We start from the raw sequence: 18,796 nt of genomic DNA, 5'->3' as shown, positions 1-18,796 counted from the left end.
TCAAATAACGAGCACTTATTAAACGCTATCGTTGGTTTTTTGAATAAAAAGGATATCACTCATGCAGAATTCTTATAGTCATAGTTTGTCTAACAATAAGCAGCTTACGCAAAAAAGTGTGAATCGTTGTTTTAATGGTGAGCAGCATTATTATAGCCATGAATCAAAAGCCACCCAGTCCCCAATGACGTTCAGCATTTATTTGCCTGATGAAGCGTTGGCTGGGCGACGTTGTCCTGCGATATTATATCTATCGGGTCTGACGTGTAACGCAGACAATGTGACGCATAAAGGGCACTTTCAACAAAAATGTAGCGAGCTTGGTATTATTTTTATTGCGCCTGATACCTCTCCACGTAGCCATGCTGATATCGATGTGGCTGATGATGAGCGCTATTTTGTTGGTCAAGGTGCAGGTTATTATGTAGATGCCACTCAAGCACCATGGGCGCAGCATTTCAATATGGAAACCTACATCGTTGACGAGTTGTATGATTTGCTACGTGCAGAGTTCCCAATTATCAATATGGGTATCATGGGACACTCAATGGGCGGGCACGGGTCATTGTTATTAGGCTTCAAGCACCCCAGTAAGTTTATTAGTGTCTCAGCCATGTCGCCTGTGTGTGCAGCCAGTGAGTCATCATGGGGGCAACAAGCATACACCGAGTATTTCGGCGATGACAAAGCCCTGTGGGAACACTTTGATGCCTCAAAAGTCGTTGCACGCGCAGGCCAGCAGTATGTCAGTATTTTGGTGGATCAAGGCGGTGCTGATGAATTTTTCTTAGAGGGCCACCTGCAGACGTCAAAACTCCAAGCGGCCTGCGAAAAAGCCAAGCAGCCATTGACACTACGTTATCACGCTGGACATGATCACAGCTATTATTTTATACAAAGCATGATGAGCGATCATATCGAGCATCATTGGCATATGGCTCAACTGAGTTAAGATACCGTGCAGGCGACCGTGATACATTTTTGACGATCTCATTCATGCTCAACAGGTGATTTTTATGGCAAGTTATCAAGATTTGACAGCTTCTAACTCAAAGAATAAGTCAGCAGATACTAGCGCTACAAAGGCTACTATGCAGGCTGATATGGATGCCGCTTTGGCAAAAAAACAACGTACTACGACTGATAATGATCAATTATCCCAGATGAAGTCAGACGAGTTGATTGCAAAAACCGTTAACGATGCGGGCGATAGAGTACTTGATGAGGTACAAATATCTCGCGTGATAGAAATGGCATGGGAAGACAGAACGCCATTCGGTGCGATAGAGCATAGCTATGGTCTTGATGAGACTGCGGTTATCAAACTCATGCGCCAAGAGCTAAAGCCATCGTCTTTTCGCTTATGGCGTCAGAGAGTGAGCAATCGTGCCACCAAGCATGAGGCAAAGCGCTCTTTTGAAGTTGGCCGTGCTTATTGTAAGACCCAATACAAGCAGCGCTAAACCACTAAGTATTTAACATCAATATGTCAAAGGCTCGCAGCATATGTGAGCCGATTAGAATTTTCTTTTTAATCTATCCATATCTTATATAAACATGAATTAGGTAGCCCAATTATGAACAGTCCTGCTAAACCTTATCTTATTGCTCCATCGATACTTTCAGCTGATTTCGCGCGGTTGGGCGAAGAAGTAGAGAAGGTACTAGAGTCGGGTGCTGATGTGATTCATTTTGATGTGATGGACAACCATTACGTACCCAATCTGACGTTTGGTAGCATGATTTGTAAGGCATTGCGTGACTATGGTGTTGAAGCGCCAATTGATGTGCATCTGATGGTTTCACCTGTCGATAGTATGATTGAGCAGTTTTTGGAAGCAGGTGCGAGTATCATTACCTTTCATCCAGAAGCTAGCGCTCATATCGATCGCTCACTACAGCTTATCAAAGATGGCGGTGCAGAGTGCGGTCTGGTATTGAACCCAGCGACCCCATTACATTATCTCGATTACGTCATGGATAAAGTAGATCAGATTTTATTAATGAGTGTGAATCCAGGCTATGGTGGACAGTCGTTTATCGATAGTACTTTAGATAAAGTCCGTCAGGTACGTCAGCGTATCATTACTAGTGGTCGAGACATTCGATTGGAAGTTGATGGTGGTGTTAAAGCCAGTAATATCCGTGCGATTGCTGAAGCAGGGGCTGATATGTTTGTCGCGGGTTCTGCGATATTCAACCAAGAAGACTATAAAGCCGCTATTGATGAGATGCGCGCAGAGTTGTTATTAGCAAACAACAGCTAGCAAGTGTTGGATGGTTAATAAACGCTATTAGCCATCCAACAATACTATTAAAATGTGCTGTATAACTTATGACTATATAGTTAATCCTCTATAAAAGAGCTACAGCGTTAACATCGCTTGAAGTATCATATATACATCTGCACTCAGTTGCCTTGTATCTCTTTTGAATTGAATCAACTATAGATAACGGTCAGTCACGTAAAGGTGAAATATGGACACAAAAAATTCTAGCAGTTCGGCAGAGCCTTCTGAGCAAGCAAACTCTCATGAAGCGCTGAATCAGCAGGTTAGGCGGTCAAGAAGTGAGACCCCGCAGCGTAGCTTAGTGCCCAAAGGTATTACCATTGGTATGGCTATGTTCGCACTGGTACTTAGCTTGGCAGGTTATGGCTTTCGCCTGATGGTGGGTGATGATGTCGGAACAGTGTTGCGCCATGCTGCGGTCATTGTGCCTGCGTTCATGTTAGGTATTCCGCTATTTTTTTGGGTGGGTTCTCGCATACTCAATAAAGTCAAAGGCCTGCATATCGAGAGTTGGAATGCCATTAGTTTGGGTTATTTGACTTCTTGTATATCGATGCTATGGCTGATGGGTACTTATAGTTAAATGCTTTAGCACAAGGATAGTATCTATTCATAAATATAGCGTTGGAATATTTTTATACGCTATTTTCTATACCTTTTTAATCGTTAAGCCTTACTTTGTAAGCAAGGCTGGAATTTTATATGAGAATTGTACCGGCCAGTATTGCTAAAATTATCTATCCTAAAGACTTACCAAATGGCCTGTTTACTAGCTTAATCATAGCTTGTCTTTTGATGGGGCTCGCTTCACTGCGTAACGGGACAGATTTACAGGGTTGGCTCAATGTGATTGAGAACTGGCTGCTGATGTTATTGATACTTCCGACTGCAACGGCGACTGTTGCTCTGCCTTTTAAATACCGCGATCCCACCCTTGAGTTAAAGCTGGTCTATTACCTTGGGATGTTCGTTGCTTTCTTATTTACGTTAGCGAAACTGCGCTATTGGCGCTAATGTATACTCATTGCAAGGCATTCAGGTTTGTTTTTATAGTGAAGACTTATGTGATAGCCCTTGAATTCTAGTGTTAAAGCGTCCATTGTATGAGTAAGACAGATTTACCCGCGTTACTGTAAGATGATAGATTTGCTGAATGAGTTTGTTTTCAATCAATAACTGCTTTGCAATGACTAGTTTCTCTACCAGTACTAAACGGGATAATAAGGAATACATTGATGCCATATGATATCGATAACGATATAGAAGTAGACAACGAAAGTAGCGATCAATTTGCAGGGTTTGCTAAAGAAACCACGTTAGAGTTGGTGGAAGCAGATGATGGTAGATTGTTATTGCGTGATGCCGAGCAAGACGAAGCGCCGCTAATGACGATTGATTTCTCTGATAAGCTTAAAGAGCTACTTGGTAGTGACACTCAGGCGATTGGTCAACATATGATTCATGCTGCGATTCAGGTTATTATGCAAAAGCAGATGAGTAAGTGGCATGCGCATGTGTATGATAAAGAACCAACGCACTACAGTTGATCTTTAGTGTATTAGCGAGCTGAAGATAGCTAAATATACAAGCATGAAAAAAGGGTTTATCAATTGATAAACCCTTTTTTCGTTCAAATAGTACCATTTATAAAATGGAGATTATTTGATTTTAGCTTCTTTAAAGATCACGTGCTGGCGTACTTTTGGATCAAACTTTTTGATTTCCATTTTGCCAGGCATAGTGCGCTTGTTTTTAGTAGTGGTGTAGTAATACCCAGTACCAGCTGTTGATACTAATTTAATTTTATCTCTCATGATAGCTTTCCTGTAAATGAGGGGTCTTCAAACGATAGGTACGTGTCTAGAAGAATAAGTCGCTACCTATAATGTAGCAAAACAGCAGCCTGAATGATGAGAGTCATCACTCAGCTGCTATTTTTAACTTAAACTTTTTGACCTTGTGCGCGTAGATCCGCTAACACTTTATCGATACCAAGTTTGTCAATGATGCGCATACCTTTGGTAGACACACGTAGACGTACAAAGCGGTTTTCAGACTCTACCCAAAAACGATGGTTGTGAAGGTTTGGTAGAAAGCGACGACGGGTTTTGTTGTTTGCATGCGAAACATTATTACCCACCATAGGGCGCTTTCCAGTCACTTGGCAAACTCGAGACATGGCGAACTCCTAATCTATGAGGTATGAGTTTTTCTCATACCAGTCTGGGCAAGTTGCACGTTTTTGCGGCATGGACACAGCAAGCGGCAGCTTTGCACCAAACAAAACTATATGAAGGTTGAGCTGGTTTTGCTGTTATCTAAAGGCAAATAACAGGCTGACCAATTCAGAAAATTTTAAAGCCGACATTTATACCATAAAACAGATGAATACTCAAATATTTTTACAATAACTGTCGAATTAAAGGAGGGCTATTATACCCTGAAATGAGCGCGCTATGTTGTTGATTGTTTAATAGTAAAGATTAATTTTTAGTTGTAAGTTATAACAAAAGTCAGTAAAGTTGCTGTTATATATTTAATACAATCTGTTAATACATCGGTATCACTGTAAATCTAACTATCATTACCAATCTTCTTTAATTCTGTGTAATGGTTTTCTGCCTTTTTGCTCGAATAAATTACTGCTCATGCGGAGTCAAAAACATGTCATATCCCTCGCTACCTACTTCTAAGTTGTTTCAACTGACAGCGCTAACCTTATCATTGGCCTTGGCAGGTTGTGGTGGTGGGGGCACAGATACGGTTGCGCCAGAGCCTGATTTGGGTGTGCAACTACCTGGTACGGATAATGGCGGCGGTACAGAAGTTCCAGTGGGTGCTTTAAATATTAGTAGTAGTCAATTGGTAGATGCAGACAATAACCCAATAAATGCTATTGGTCTAGAAGGGGCTTACTACGAAGTTTTAGTAACTGACGATAATAGTGAGCCTGTTATTGGTGCTAGAGTGAGCTTTTCAATCGATGCCGAAGGCATTGCTTTGTCACAAACAACATCAGGATCTACTCTAACGAACAGTGATGGCGAAGCTCGTATATTTTTAAAGCCTAATGCTCCTGATGTTTCGGGCGCTTATATTATTACTGCGAATGCGAGTAATGGTAATAATACCGCGATTGATAACCTGACTTTTTCAGTGCAGGCGACTAATGTGAGTTTGAGTGCATTGCAAGTTACTGACTCACAACTAAATGCAGGTGGACAGACAGCTGTATCTTTAAAAACCACTGATACGAGTGGTAACGCCATTAGTGGTGTACTGGTCAACTTAAATGCTCCTTGCGGTCAGCTACCTGAGCAAGTTACCTCCGATGAAAATGGCATGGTTGATTTTGTGTACAAAGCCATTAACGTCGATAATACTTTGTGCAGTGGTGCTGTGCGAATATCAGCCAGTACTGGTGGCGTTACTCAATCGGCTAGCGTTTCTATACAGGCTCCTGAAGCGACTTCCATTGTCTATACAGCTAATGATCTAACGCTAGGTATTCAAAATAGTGGCTCCTCAGCAACAGGCGCAGTTGAGTTTACTGTATTTTCAAATAGAACGCCGCTTGCCAACGCCGAGGTAACTTTGTCCTTGGAAAAATCTCCGTTAGGGCTAACTTTTGGTGTACTTGGCAATACATCTAATATACCTGCTACTACTGATAGTAATGGTGTTGTATCAGTTAATATTTATCCAGGTACAACGCCTGGGCCCGTAGAAATAAAAGCTACTTTGGATAGTGATCCTCGCATCAATGCCCTATCAAAAAATATTTCTATTGCAAGCTCAAGGGTGACTCAGACAGGTCTTAGCCTATCATGGGAAAAGAATGTTTTGGATTGGTCTTTAGATGGCGATACTAGTAATATTACAGCGCGTATGGTCGATCGTAATGGCAATGCAGTACCTGATGGTACGGTCATTAATTTTACAGCTGAAGGTGGCAAGGTAACTTCAAGCTGTCCAACTAGCAATGGTGTATGTTCGGTCACTTTCTCAACGCAAAATCCACGTCCAGGTGATGGGCGTGTGAGCATTCTAGCGGTAGCGGAAGGTGAAAAAGATTATATTGATTTGAATCAAAATAACGCTTGGGACAAAGATACCGATATTTTAGTTCATAATATCGGTGATACTTTCCGTGATGACAATGAAAACGGCACTTATCAACTTGGTGAGTTTACTTATCCGTTAACGACGAGTGCTAGTGAGTCATGCGATAATAACCTTGATCGATATATTAATCTTAAGTTTCCATCATTATCTGATTTGAAAAGAATGCAGTATAAGGCAAATTATATTGGTGAGTTTGTCTCGCCAAATAAAGTTAATACCTGTAATAACGATTTGGATGCTGTAGTGCGTTATCAGGGTATTACTTTGCTTTCTGATAAGGATGCTAGATTCACGATAATCGCCCCCCAACTCAATGCGCAAACGCAAGAAGTCTATGCTAATAACAGTCTGATTTCGATAAGAATGAATAGTGATGGTTTTTATGATCTAAACCCTATGCCTTCTGGTACTACAATTAGTGCTACGGCTACTGACAATACTGATTCTGATTCGATTAATATTGATGTGAGTCCATCTGGTCGAGCTAATACTTATGATCTTGTGTTCAGCGGCGTAGAGTCTGGACGCATTTTAAAATTTACTCTTGATGAAACCACATACACAGCCACAGAAAATGATAATGGCACATATGTTTTTGAAGATTTAGAAAGAGATACTCCACCAACAGCTGATGATATTCAGGTAGAGAGCGAAGATGGTTCTTGTTCGGCTGAGATACGCTCTGGCGTAGAAAAAGTACCTGCTAATGTCGCTACTGGTAGTCCTGGAGACAATTTGGGCACTATTACTACATTTAAGTTGAAAGACTGTTCAGCTGGTGATGAGTTTACAGTAATAGCGACTACTCCAAGAGGTAACGTCACGAAACTTACTTATCCAATTCGCTGAGGCGTATTTCAAATAAAAAACCCCCAACCCTACGTTGGGGGTTTTTGTATTCCCCTTTTAAATAACTCAATTAACCTAAATAACCAAAAACAACCAACTCGCTCAGCAAAGCATCGCAAAAAAGATTAAAATAACCGGTTTACTACGCTGTCAGTCACTTCAGCGAACAGTCATCATTTTTTATATTGGGCGTATTATGTCAGACAATACCAAAACGGCTTCATCATCAAATACAACAAACACAGCCTCACAGAGCAAACAGATCCCTAGCTTTACTGATACAGCGACATTGCTCATCAAATGCAAAGATCAGGCTGGCATCGTGCAAGCAGTCTCTGAATTTATTCATCGTTACGGCGCGAATATCATTACGCTCGATCAGTATTCAACGGCTCATGAAGGTGGGCAATATTTTATGCGTTTGGAGTTTGCTTTGGCAGGCTTGAGCGATATCATTGATAATTTTGAGGCCAGCTTTGCGCATACCGTTGCTAAGCGTCATAATATGGACTGGCGTCTACACAACAATGCGACCAAGACCAAAGTGGGTATTTTGGTCTCAAAGTTTGATCATGCATTGTTAGATTTACTGTGGCGACATCAGCGTGGCTTGCTGGATTGCGAGATTACTTGCGTGGTCAGCAACCATCCTGACTTACAGCAAGCAGTACAAAATTTTGGTATCACCTTTCATCATGTCCCCGTGACCAAAGACAATAAGGCCGAAGCAGAAGAGCAAATTCATCAGTTGATGGCAGGTAATGACTTACTGGTGTTGGCGCGTTATATGCAGATTCTATCGTCTGATTTTGTGAAACGCTGGCCGATGCAAGTGATTAATATTCATCATTCTTTCTTGCCTGCGTTTGTGGGTGCAGATCCATACCGTCAAGCTTATGATAAAGGCGTCAAGCTCATTGGAGCGACCGCGCACTATGTCACAGCGGAGCTTGATCAAGGCCCTATTATTGAGCAAGATGTACACCGTGTGACCCATCGCCAAGGGGTAACAGAATTACGGGCGATTGGGCGCGATATCGAGCGCAATGTATTGGCACGCGCTGTCAACTGGCATGTGCAAAATCGTGTGATTGTGGCGGGTAACAAAACCGTGGTTTTTAACTAAAAAATCAGTATAAAATTAAGTAAGAAAGGCGGTCAGTAGCAACAGTTACTGACCGCCTTTTTTATAATGTGATATTTTATATCAGCATCTCCAAAACAAACTTACTACCCACAAAGCCAATCGCTAACAGAATAAAGGCATAAATAGTGATATTCGCCGCACGCTTGCCTCGCCATCCTGCGCGCCAATTGCCAAGCAGCAACGTACCAAATAATAACCACGAGAGCAGACTAAATACCGTTTTGTGCACAATGTGCTGTGCCATCAAATCTTCGACATAGATAAACCCGATGCCCAGTGCGATACTAAGTAGCACAAAGCCTACCAAGAGCATATCGAATAATAGACTCTCCATACTTTGTAATGAGGGTAATTTATTGACCCAAAATCGGTGAATGGTATGATGCTTGAGCTCGCGAATTTGTAGACGCAAAAATAGCGCTTGTACTGCCGCCATCAACAGCACACAATAAGCCGCTAATGATAATAGGATATGAGTTTCAAGACCGACACTGACGTCAGTAAGCGGTTGATAGGGTGCGCGGCCAATATAGCCGACGGTCATACCTATTAGCGCAGTAGGCGCAGCCAAAATACCAAGGCTCAGAATAGGGCGGTACAAACAAAACAGCAGATAAAAGAATAAGAAGAATAAACTGGTCAGACTAATGATATTGAACAAGTTGAAATTAAGACCATAAAGCGTCACAACATATGGATAGAGTAAGGTCGCATGTGCGGCCATCCCTACCAATAAAAGCCCCAAACTGACGCCTTTATGAATAGGTTTGTCCTGAATCAGCGCCCAACCAATGTGGAGGCTGACTAAGACATAAGCCATGCTAGCAAGTAAGAATGCAAGGTGCACAGATAAAAGGCCTCATCTTATACTGAGCATAAACTGCCGCTCAATGTATCGCTAAAGTGGTATTATCAGAATGATTAGAATAATCGTCCAATTTATCATAAAATGGGTGCCAGTTGAGTACCATCTTGATTATTCCTTATAAATGTTTGCCAAGGCTGCAATGAGCAAAATATAAAATCAGTCGCTTATGAATAGTCACTGATAAGAAATCACTTATAAAGATAAGAACTGAGTCTTTTGCAAAACCACTATAAGTTTTGAGCCGTGTTGATGCTATAGTATTGATAATATGATTTTTTATACATTTCTTATCAGAGAAACTCCAGTATTTGATAGTCCATCCTAATAGTATTGATGAACCATTTGATAGTATTGATGAACCATTTGAATCGTTTGATTCGCCACTATTTTATTGAAAGCTATTTTAATTGCGTATTATTTAATTGAAAACCATTTTAATTGAGAGTTATTTATGTTTGATACCTTAACAGAACGCTTATCGTCTAGCCTACGTAATATCGTCGGTACGGGGCAGTTGACCGAAGACAATATCAAAGACACCCTGCGTGAAGTACGTATGGCATTGTTAGAAGCTGACGTAGCACTGCCTGTCACTCGTGATTTCGTCAAACGCGTCAAAGAGCAAGCGCTTGGTGCTGAAGTGCTAAAAGAGTTAGCGCCAGGTCAAGCCTTTGTCAAAATCGTGCACGATGAGCTGACCGAAATGATGGGCAGTGCCAATCAGCAGTTAGAGATGACAGGCAAACCGCCCGTTGTCTATTTGCTAGCAGGTTTGCAAGGTGCGGGTAAAACGACCACAGCTGGTAAATTGGCCAAATATCTACAAGAACGTCAAAAGAAAAAAGTCATGCTGGTATCGGCTGATGTCTATCGTCCAGCGGCTATCAAACAGCTTGAGCAAGTCGCCGGTCAGGTGAATGCTAAGTTTGTGAACTCAAGCACGGATGAAAATCCAATCGATATCGCAAAGCGTGCGATTGAAGAAGCCAAAATCCAATATCAAGATATTCTGATTATTGATACCGCGGGTCGTCTACATATCGACGATACCATGATGGATGAGATTAAGGCGCTAACGGCTGCGGTTAACCCATCTGAGACGCTATTCGTCGTCGATGCAATGACGGGTCAAGATGCTGCCAATACCGCAAAAGCTTTTAATGATGCGTTGCCATTGACGGGTGTTATCTTAACTAAGACTGACGGTGATGCGCGAGGCGGTGCGGCGCTTTCTGTACGTGCTATCACAGGTAAGCCAATTAAGTTCTTGGGTCGCGGTGAAAAACTTGATGAGCTAGAGCTGTTCCACCCTGAGCGTATTGCCCAGCGTATCCTTGGTATGGGTGACGTACTAAGTTTGGTCGAAGAAGTTGAGCAAAAAATCGACCGTGATAAAGCCGAAAAAATGGCGAAAAAGATGCAAAAGGGCGGTGATTTCGACCTTGAGGATCTATTGACTCAGTTCCAGCAGATGAAAAGTATGGGCGGCATGGCAGGCTTCTTAGATAAGATGCCAGGTATGGGTGGCTCAGACATGCAAAAAGCCGTCGAAGACGCCAAACCAGAAGAAAAAGTGCGCGAGATGGAAGCATTGATCAACTCAATGACGCCGTTTGAGCGTAAAAACCCTGATAAAATTAACCCAAGTCGTAAGCGCCGTATCGCTGCAGGCTCAGGTCGTGAGATTCAAGATGTCAATCGTTTGCTTAAACAGCACAAGCAAATGGCAAAAATGATGAAAATGATCTCAAAGCCTGAAGGCATTAGTAAAATGATGAAGTCTATGCAAGGACTAATGGGTGGCGGCAGCGCGGGCGGTGGCGGCGGTCCATTATTTGGCGGTGGTCAGCAAGGCACTAAAGATGTGAATCCAGAACAAATGGCCAAGAAAATGGGACTGGATCCAAATAACATGCCAAGCACCGAAGAGATGCAAAAGCAAATGCAAGAAATGCAAAACCAAGCGCCAAAGAAGTTTAAAACGCGCTTTTAGATAACGGTTAGTTATTTTTAAGAAGTTTGATAAAAGCCCCGAAGCCAATGAAGCTTCGGGGCTTTTTATCGTTAGCAGTTGCGGATAAACACTGATGGATAAAGTGTGAAAAATATAGAAATTAATAAAATTCGTGTACCCTAAATGCTATGATAGGCGCTGTTTCATTCTGTCTAAATTTTGATAGTACATAAATAATAAATAGCTATTAAAATCTGACAAACCCATTTAGAACGCCAAAAGTAAAAGCCGAGGTTGTGATGTTTTTAGCAATGGATACCGTGTTCGATCAGTGTTCGATCGCGATTTTAGATTCGAGCGGACAGGTACTGTCGAACTATACCGAAACAGGTAAACGCCAGCAGACTCAGCAGATTTTACCGATGATTGATGCTGCGTTATCTGAGGCCCAGTTACGTCTTGCTGATATACAGGCTTTAATATTTAATCGCGGGCCGGGTGCGTTCAGTGGTATCCGCATTAATACGGCAGTGGTGCAAGCGTTGTCTGTCGCGCATGACTTGCCTTGTGTTGGTGTCTCTAGCCTACAAGCGATTGCACAATCTGCTTATCAGCATTACGGTCTGACACACCTATACAGCGCCCTTGATGCTCGTATGCAGCAAGTTTACTTTGGGCAATATGAGTTGGTAGTTAACGACCAGTTAGGTTATAGCACCATGCAGCCGGTCTTGGCTGATGGTAGCGATAGTACAGAACAGCTATTAAATTATGATAGCCAAACAGCCCTTAACTTGCCTATCGCGGGTAATGGCGCGCCTCTATTAGCACGACATGATCAGCAAGCCTGTCATGAGGATGTCTGGCCAGACGCTGTCATCATCGGGCAGCTTGGTGTTGCCCAATTTGCAAACGTTGGCGGTACGGAGGCAGCGCAAGCACTACCAAAATATCTACGCAACCAAGCTTGGAAAACGCTCAAAGAACAAGGTAAAGCATAGCTTTTGAGTATTTTTTAAGCATTAATCAATATAAAACCAACGTCAATATAGGACAGCCAATCGGCCTGTTTTTAGGAAAGTCATTGTGGATATACTGTTATTCGTTCAAGCTGTCATCATGGGTATCGTGGAAGGTATCACTGAGTTTTTACCTATCTCTAGCACGGGGTATTTGATTTTATCAGCCGATGTAATGGGCTTTTGGACCAAAGAAAAAGTTGATTTGTTTGTGGTCGTGGTACAGCTTGGTGCTATTTTGGCAGTGATATATGATTATTGGGGCAGACTGTGGCAAGCGTTGATGGGTTTGTTGACTGGCAAAGCAGAAGGCATGACCAATCCTAGGCAGCTGGGGCTCAGTCTCATTGTCGCGACCATTCCTGTGATGATTGTCGGTTTTACCTTTGCTGATGAAATCAAAGCGTATTTGTTTAATCCTATCGTCGTTGCCATTATGCTCATCATCGGCGGTCTGCTCATATTCTATGTGGAAAAACGCCCTAAAACCATCATTGCAGAAGAAGCAGAAGATGTCAGTATAAAAACGGCCTTAATGATTGGGCTGTTTCAATGTCTGGCTCTGATACCAGGTACGTCACGTTCGGGAGCCACTATCATTGGGGCGCTATGGCTTGGGGTCTCACGTAAGGCATCTGCTGAATTCTCATTCTTTTTGGGTATTCCTGTCATTGTAGGGGCAGCACTGTTGGATTTGCTCAAACATGGTGATGTACTGAGCAATCGTGAAGACTGGTTGGTATTAGGTGTTGGAACCATCGTATCATTTGTCGTCGCGCTTCTTTGTATTCGCCTACTTGTAGCATGGGTGAGTCGCCGTGACTTTACCATTTTTGCTTGGTTACGCATTATTACGGGTGTTATCGTGTTGGTTGCGGCTTGGGGCTTTGGTTACCAAATGGCGGGCTAGATTTGTACGATGGCTTGTAATTCTATAGGTAAAAAGTAAGCAGTTATAAGTAAAAAGGATGATAGTTATGACAGCGCTGCATCACACAGATAATAAGTCAGGTGACCTTGTACAGTGCCAGTTGTTCTATATGAATGACAGCCAACAAGCACAGATTGAGCGCTTACAGTCATTAATAGCTGAGCACAAACTACCAATCGTCTTAAATACTGAGCTCTCCACGGAGAAATTAACACAAAAACGTCGCCAGCAACTGAGCCAAACATCCTCTCAACCTATTTTGCTGCTTGATGAAAAAGATAAGCTATCATGGCTTAGTGATGGACTGAGCGTGTCACCAGAGTGGGATAAGCTGCAACGCCGCGTGGTGAGTGCTGGTCGTAAGTCGGAGCTATTACTGCAAGCAGCAAAGATTACCGCAGATAGCCATGTTATCGATGCAACGGCTGGCTTTGGCCATGATAGTTTGATATTGGGCAGTACGGGTGCAAAAGTCATTATGCTTGAGCAGCAGCCTTTGATGGCGCTGCTGTTACTTGCAGAGCAAGAGCGTATGCGCGCGCTACCTAATTGGCAAAAGCTGATGAGCCGTCTACAGATTATCAATACCGATGCGCTGAGCTATTTTGCGAGCCTAAAAGCTGACGATATATCGAATGATGTCAATGCAGCCGATGCAGTGTATTTGGACCCTATGTTTCCAGAGGATAGCTATCAAGACAGTAAAACGGGCAAAGGCGCAAAAGTCGGCAAGCACATGCAAGCACTGCATCAATTGGCGCGTCCACCAACGCTAGAGGAAGAGCGCCAACTGCTGAATAGTGCTAAGGCAATTGTGAGTCGAAGCGCGCAAGGACAAGGCCGTGTGGTCGTGAAACGTCCGCAATTTGCGCCCTTGCTGGCTGAACAGTCGGCTAGTGAAAGCTGGCATAATGAAGCTGTGCGCTTTGATGGGTATTTTGTCTGATAGCGATTGTTTGATGTTTATCTGACAGTCACTGTTTGTGATAAATGAGTGGATAAGTATTAATATACGCAATTCATCGGCTTGAGTATTTAGAATACATGTATTCAGGAGCAGGAAATGTCAACGCTAATCATTTGGGTCATGGGTGCAGGCTTATTGTTGGTCAATATCATGTTGCGTACTCAAGTGCTCAGGCTTGAAGCACGTTTAAAGGAATTGAGCAGTCCACAAGAGCAATTGGCATTTTTACGTCAACAAGCAGCACACAACGATAAAATCCCTGCGATTAAAGCATTACGAAAACAGTATCCTGAATTGTCTCTAGTCGAAGCCAATAACTTATGGCAACAAATCTAACGGTTAGCCAAAAAGCATATAACACTCTTTATTAATGATAATAAGAAGCCATGACATTCAAAGACAAACTACAAGCCTACATCCAGCTCACGCGTTTTGATAAACCAGTGGGTATTGAGCTCCTACTATGGCCGACATTATGGGGCGTACTACTGGCTGCCATGGGCCAAGCCCAGCAGCAAGGAGTTACAGCAGGTCTTCCAACGCTCAAGATATTTGCGATATTTGCGCTTGGAGCGATATTTATGCGCGCCGCTGGTTGTGCGATTAATGATTTTGCTGATCGTAAAGTAGATGGTCATGTGACTCGCACTAAAGGTCGTCCATTAGCAGATGGACGTCTATCTGGCAAAGAAGCCATTGCTGCATTTTTGGTACTGGTATTGCTAAGCGCCAGTTTGCTATTCTGCTTACCGATAGCGGTATTTTATTGGTCATTGGGTGCTGTTGTCTTGGCCTTTATTTATCCATTTATGAAGCGCTATACCCATCTACCGCAAGTATTTTTAGCAGCGGCGTTTGGGTGGGCCATACCGATGTCTTATGTGGCGGTGCAGGGCGCTCCCGATATTTGGTGCTGGATATTATTCTTTGCTTATATGTGCTGGACGGTGGCCTATGATACGCAGTACGCGATGGCTGACCGCGAAGATGATCTCAAGATTGGCGTCAAATCAACAGCGATATTATTTGGCCGCTATGATGTGATTATTATCTCAATCCTGCAAATGCTATTTTTGCTGATGATGGGCGCGGCTATGTGGCATTACTTTGCCCCAACAACGCTAGGCGTGACACCCGTATTCGGATTGGCATTGGTGGCGATGATGTTTGCCAAACAAAACAGCGCGTGTGCCAGTCGCAATGCACAGGCTTGCTTTCAGGCATTCTTAGCCAATATCTGGGTAGGACGCTATGTTTTTGCCGTTGTTGCAATTGCTTGTATATGGACGACTCTAAATGGATAGATTTAAGAAGTTGCCGAAATTTAAAGTAAAGAAATCCTTCGCTACACATGGCTCAGGCGTCGACTATCAGGCAAAACTTGCTGAGCATGGATTGACGCGCGAGCAAGTCATTGCCACCGAGCGTAAACTAGCAAAGTTTGCTAATACAATGGATTCTCTTGTCCGCGTGCCTTTTACCAAGCAAGGCATGGGTGCGGATGCGGCGCTCTCTACCATTCCTCTCGCAGGGGATGTCGCAGGACTGATATTGACGAGCTATGCTTTTATACTGGGTCGTCAGCTGGGTGTTCCTGCCGATAAAATGACACCCGCTGTTAGACTGGCGCTGATTGATATGATCGTTGGTATTGTACCGGGCATTGGGACATTGCTAGATATTTTTATTCGCCCTAGCCGCAAGACATTGGGTATCGTACACGAGCATTTGCATCAGGAGTATGGCATCACTGAAACCATGCATATGGATCGGCCTTTTTTGCATCAATCACTAGAAGACAAGCAGCAACAAAGCCGCTTTGGTGCCTTTTGGCGAAATCCTATAGTGGCTTGGCTGTACTTGCATATCCCTGACATGTTAGGACTCATCGTGATTGTATTTGTCGGTTGGGGAATATGGACGGCGATAAGCTGGTTGGTCGGACTTTTTGGTCAATCGACTGGGTTTGGATAAATAAAGTTATATATTAGAAATTTGAGTGAATGCAAGTAAGCGGAGAGCATTCAGTATTAGTGAAAAAAGCGGCAATGATAGTAACGTTTGCCGCTTTTTAATTATTTAAGATAAGACTTTCAAAAAGCATACAGCTAGCACTTATTCAGTGACGACTTCTGCTTCAGCGCTGACCGCATCAAAGCTCGTGACAGTATCATTTTGGATAAGATCAATCGTACTACCACCTGCATGACTCACCAGTTGGATATTGCCATCGGCTGAGCGATAAGTGGGATTGTTACCTTGTCCTTCTGGTGCGCTGAGCGTCATTTTTGGCTGGTTGGGGCGGGTGACGATGGCATTGAGCAACCCTGCTGCTGACGTTTCAAAAACGACCGATAAGGTACCGCCTGCTTCGCTTTTGTAGCGCACATCAGTGATCTGTGCGCCCTTGATTGCCTGTTCTGGATTGGGTGCTGTATCCGCATTATTTGGCGCAGTGTCTCCAAGGTTTTTTTCTAATTCTGTCACGCTCACATCGTGTGCTGGAGCAGTGTCGCTCTGTACAGGTGTGGTACCGTCATCGACAGTATTGTCATCTGCTGCTTCATTGACATTAATATTTGTGGTGACTGGTGTGGTCTGTGTTGACGTTTCAGATGGTGTTTCGGCAGGTGCTTCAGATTCTGGCGTTTCTTGACAGGCACTCAGCAGAAATAAACTCAAAAAAACAGCAGAAGCCTTGAGACCGTGAGACTTAGGGTTTGTTGGGATTGGTAGTTTTGAGGCAAAAGGGGTCATCATGAGGTTTATCCGTTAATAGCGCTCTATATCAATGTGGCAATTTGCAGGCGTTAACCTGCCAGTGAATAACTCTATATTATTACGTATTGACCGTAATAACCAGCTTGCGCTGTCCGCCATATCCAGTCACGTCTCTATGCTCGCACAAGTAAACCCCTTGCCATATACCCAAGCCCAATGCACCATCGACTAGTGGAATGGTTAAGCTGACACCCAGCATCATGCTTTTAAAATGAGCGGGCAAGTCATCTGACCCTTCTAGGGTATGGCGATACTCTGGTTGATCGGCGGGAGCGATTTTATTGAGCCATTCTTCAGTATCTAGTCTGACATCTGGGTCAGCATTTTCATTAATTGTGAGACTGGCTGAGGTGTGCAGCAAGAACAAATGGACCAACCCCGCTTTGTTAGAGTGCGGTATCAGCTGAGCAATGGCCGCTTCGATAATCGGGGTGATGATATGAATACCACGGGCATAAGTAGGTAGGGTAATGGTGGTTTGATGATAGCTCATGGTGTTGTCTCACTTAATTTTTAGACTATCGGTCGCCATGCCGCTTTCTTTATAGACATCATCTAGATATCGGCGGCTAGCAAGTAGCTTGTCCACGACACCAATTTGGCTTTGGGTGTTCAGCTTCTGCGAAAAATCTAGAATGGATGTTAATTGCTCAAGCACCATATCATAGCTGGTATTTTGTTTATCCGTATCAATCAGGACAGTTTTTGCATAATGCGTGTCAAGGCTCAGATAGTCAGTAATCAATTCTGGCACACGGGTCGCAACGAGCTTATTGAGTGTGAATAACTGTGATTCGGTAATTTGCTCGTGATGGGTAGACTCATATTGCTGACCGATAGCATCCATAATGGCTCGAAACGTGTGAGGGACTTGCTCATCATAGAGCAATTTTACAAAAGGGTGATGCGCTGAAAAATGGATAACATTGAGACCATGACTGGGTTCGTTATTTGTCTTTTCTCTTGACGTCATCTGCGCTTGAGAGTGGTCAGCCTTAAGACTTGCTGCTGCTAAATACTCTTGATGACGCTGTGCCATATCCATTTGCGACTGCTTAGATTTTTCTTTTATGACAAAAAATATAGGCACAATAAGGATCAGGCTAAGCAAAATGAGTAAGGTAAAAAAAGACATGTCAGGACTCTGTCGTTAAGAATGCTATTTATTTAAAAGATAATTTTTAGCTTACAATATAGCATGGTTGTGTTATTTTAAGGCAAAACAAAGGTTGATAAAATACTTATCTGACCACAGGGTTTGCCTAATTATAATTGAGGATAATAATGAATAATGACACGATTACCAAGAGTCAGCTAGCCGCTTATAAGCCGACTACCGCTTATGTGGGGACTTCTTGGGCCGTTATGTTGGTCGGTGTCCTTGCGTATTTACTGGGACTATGGAATGCTCAAAGTATGTTGTTAAATGAGAAGGGCTATTATATTGCGGTGTTGGCACTTGGTCTGTACTCTGCCATCAGTCTGCAAAAAACGCTACGTGATCGTAGTGAGGGTATTCCAACGACCAATATGTACTACTTTATTAGCTGGGCGGCGCTTGGTTTGTCCATTGCGCTTATTGCCCTTGGTCTTATGAATGCAGGCAGTTTGAGCCTCAGTGAAAAAGGGTTCTATATGATGGCGTTTACCATGAGTTTGTTTGCTGCGGTCACCATTCAAAAAAACACCCGTGATGAAGCGCAGATTCGAACCTTAACAGCACCATCAGCTGTCATTGATAACGATAGTAGCGCGAAAATTGCCCATCAAGCGTCACGCGAGCCTGAGGCTGGCAAGTCATTGTTTGGCGCTGTTAAGTCAAGAATGGAGAGCGGTGAGTAAAAACTATTTGGCAAGAAATCAT

Annotated in this window: 22 protein-coding genes; 16 read left to right on the top strand and 6 right to left on the bottom strand. The window is 43.1% G+C overall.

Annotated elements, in window-relative coordinates:
* Positions 1-61 precede the first annotated feature (61 nt).
* The 6 genes from fghA to ACHUET_RS11735 all read left to right on the top strand — a co-directional run bounded on the left by fghA (position 62) and on the right by ACHUET_RS11735 (position 3,838).
* Positions 62-952, top strand: a complete 891-nt coding sequence (fghA, locus tag ACHUET_RS11760) for an S-formylglutathione hydrolase (RefSeq protein ID WP_394213032.1) — start codon at positions 62-64, stop codon at positions 950-952.
* Between the two features lie 211 nt (positions 953-1,163).
* Positions 1,164-1,463: a TIGR03643 family protein gene (locus tag ACHUET_RS11755; protein WP_394213089.1), complete on the top strand. Its 300-nt coding sequence runs from the start codon at positions 1,164-1,166 to the stop codon at positions 1,461-1,463.
* A gap of 114 nt (positions 1,464-1,577) precedes the next feature.
* Positions 1,578-2,267, top strand: coding sequence for a ribulose-phosphate 3-epimerase (gene rpe, locus ACHUET_RS11750; RefSeq protein WP_394213031.1), 690 nt, complete (start codon positions 1,578-1,580; stop codon positions 2,265-2,267).
* Between the two features lie 211 nt (positions 2,268-2,478).
* Entirely contained in the window at positions 2,479-2,874 is a 396-nt protein-coding gene (locus ACHUET_RS11745) for a hypothetical protein (RefSeq protein WP_394213030.1), read from the top strand.
* A gap of 119 nt (positions 2,875-2,993) precedes the next feature.
* The gene (locus ACHUET_RS11740; protein WP_058024609.1) at positions 2,994-3,305 is read left to right on the top strand and encodes a hypothetical protein; all 312 of its coding nucleotides are present in this window, start codon (positions 2,994-2,996) and stop codon (positions 3,303-3,305) included.
* A gap of 221 nt (positions 3,306-3,526) precedes the next feature.
* Entirely contained in the window at positions 3,527-3,838 is a 312-nt protein-coding gene (locus ACHUET_RS11735) for a hypothetical protein (protein WP_101205798.1), read from the top strand.
* 111 nt (positions 3,839-3,949) lie between these two features.
* On the opposite strand, the gene rpmG is transcribed toward ACHUET_RS11735, so the two are convergent.
* Positions 3,950-4,105, bottom strand: coding sequence for a 50S ribosomal protein L33 (gene rpmG, locus ACHUET_RS11730; protein ID WP_010201403.1), 156 nt, complete (start codon positions 4,103-4,105; stop codon positions 3,950-3,952).
* Positions 4,106-4,233: 128 nt separating this feature from the next.
* Positions 4,234-4,470 (bottom strand): 50S ribosomal protein L28, encoded by a 237-nt coding sequence (gene rpmB / locus ACHUET_RS11725; RefSeq protein ID WP_057761372.1) that lies wholly within the window; start codon positions 4,468-4,470, stop codon positions 4,234-4,236.
* A gap of 485 nt (positions 4,471-4,955) precedes the next feature.
* On the opposite strand from rpmB, the gene ACHUET_RS11720 reads away from it, so the two are divergent.
* A complete protein-coding gene (locus tag ACHUET_RS11720) occupies positions 4,956-7,265 on the top strand; it encodes an Ig-like domain-containing protein (RefSeq protein ID WP_165597726.1) in 2,310 nt (769 codons plus the stop codon).
* A gap of 196 nt (positions 7,266-7,461) precedes the next feature.
* The gene (gene purU / locus ACHUET_RS11715; protein ID WP_394213028.1) at positions 7,462-8,391 is read left to right on the top strand and encodes a formyltetrahydrofolate deformylase; all 930 of its coding nucleotides are present in this window, start codon (positions 7,462-7,464) and stop codon (positions 8,389-8,391) included.
* Positions 8,392-8,467: 76 nt separating this feature from the next.
* On the opposite strand, the gene ACHUET_RS11710 is transcribed toward purU, so the two are convergent.
* On the bottom strand, positions 8,468-9,259 hold the full coding sequence (locus ACHUET_RS11710; RefSeq protein ID WP_394213026.1) for a cytochrome C assembly family protein: 792 nt from the start codon (positions 9,257-9,259) through the stop codon (positions 8,468-8,470).
* Positions 9,260-9,731: 472 nt separating this feature from the next.
* Here ACHUET_RS11710 and ffh point away from each other — a divergent pair, with 472 nt between their 5' ends.
* The 7 genes from ffh to ACHUET_RS11675 all read left to right on the top strand — a co-directional run bounded on the left by ffh (position 9,732) and on the right by ACHUET_RS11675 (position 16,125).
* A complete protein-coding gene (gene ffh / locus ACHUET_RS11705; protein WP_394213025.1) occupies positions 9,732-11,273 on the top strand; it encodes a signal recognition particle protein in 1,542 nt (513 codons plus the stop codon).
* A 260-nt stretch (positions 11,274-11,533) separates the two neighbouring features.
* A complete protein-coding gene (tsaB, locus tag ACHUET_RS11700) occupies positions 11,534-12,235 on the top strand; it encodes a tRNA (adenosine(37)-N6)-threonylcarbamoyltransferase complex dimerization subunit type 1 TsaB (protein ID WP_394213088.1) in 702 nt (233 codons plus the stop codon).
* 85 nt (positions 12,236-12,320) lie between these two features.
* The gene (locus ACHUET_RS11695) at positions 12,321-13,163 is read left to right on the top strand and encodes an undecaprenyl-diphosphate phosphatase (protein WP_394213023.1); all 843 of its coding nucleotides are present in this window, start codon (positions 12,321-12,323) and stop codon (positions 13,161-13,163) included.
* Between the two features lie 67 nt (positions 13,164-13,230).
* Entirely contained in the window at positions 13,231-14,130 is a 900-nt protein-coding gene (locus ACHUET_RS11690; protein ID WP_394213021.1) for a class I SAM-dependent methyltransferase, read from the top strand.
* A 117-nt stretch (positions 14,131-14,247) separates the two neighbouring features.
* Positions 14,248-14,487, top strand: coding sequence for a hypothetical protein (locus ACHUET_RS11685; protein WP_394213019.1), 240 nt, complete (start codon positions 14,248-14,250; stop codon positions 14,485-14,487).
* Between the two features lie 50 nt (positions 14,488-14,537).
* Entirely contained in the window at positions 14,538-15,455 is a 918-nt protein-coding gene (ubiA, locus tag ACHUET_RS11680) for a 4-hydroxybenzoate octaprenyltransferase (protein WP_394213017.1), read from the top strand.
* Positions 15,448-16,125, top strand: a complete 678-nt coding sequence (locus tag ACHUET_RS11675) for a DUF4112 domain-containing protein (protein ID WP_394213015.1) — start codon at positions 15,448-15,450, stop codon at positions 16,123-16,125. Before ubiA ends, ACHUET_RS11675 begins: the two co-directional genes overlap by 8 nt.
* Positions 16,126-16,266: 141 nt before the next feature.
* Here the strand turns inward: ACHUET_RS11675 and ACHUET_RS11670 are convergent, their stop codons facing one another.
* The 3 genes from ACHUET_RS11670 to ACHUET_RS11660 all read right to left on the bottom strand — a co-directional run bounded on the left by ACHUET_RS11670 (position 16,267) and on the right by ACHUET_RS11660 (position 18,067).
* Entirely contained in the window at positions 16,267-16,911 is a 645-nt protein-coding gene (locus tag ACHUET_RS11670) for a hypothetical protein (protein ID WP_394213014.1), read from the bottom strand.
* A 79-nt stretch (positions 16,912-16,990) separates the two neighbouring features.
* Positions 16,991-17,425 (bottom strand): secondary thiamine-phosphate synthase enzyme YjbQ, encoded by a 435-nt coding sequence (locus ACHUET_RS11665; RefSeq protein ID WP_394213012.1) that lies wholly within the window; start codon positions 17,423-17,425, stop codon positions 16,991-16,993.
* 9 nt (positions 17,426-17,434) lie between these two features.
* Positions 17,435-18,067 carry a hypothetical protein gene (locus tag ACHUET_RS11660; protein WP_394213010.1) on the bottom strand — a complete coding sequence of 211 codons (633 nt, stop codon included), beginning with the start codon at positions 18,065-18,067 and terminating at the stop codon, positions 17,435-17,437.
* A gap of 149 nt (positions 18,068-18,216) precedes the next feature.
* Between ACHUET_RS11660 and yiaA the strand changes: the two genes are divergently transcribed.
* Positions 18,217-18,774, top strand: a complete 558-nt coding sequence (gene yiaA, locus ACHUET_RS11655) for an inner membrane protein YiaA (RefSeq protein ID WP_394213008.1) — start codon at positions 18,217-18,219, stop codon at positions 18,772-18,774.
* The last annotated feature ends 22 nt before the right edge of the window (positions 18,775-18,796 follow it).

The sequence above is a fragment of the Psychrobacter piscatorii genome (genome assembly GCF_043641605.1).
Classification (GTDB): domain Bacteria; phylum Pseudomonadota; class Gammaproteobacteria; order Pseudomonadales; family Moraxellaceae; genus Psychrobacter; species Psychrobacter piscatorii_C.
The sequence above is the reverse complement of the archived record's forward strand: the minus strand, read 5'-3'. Positions and strand labels throughout refer to the sequence as shown.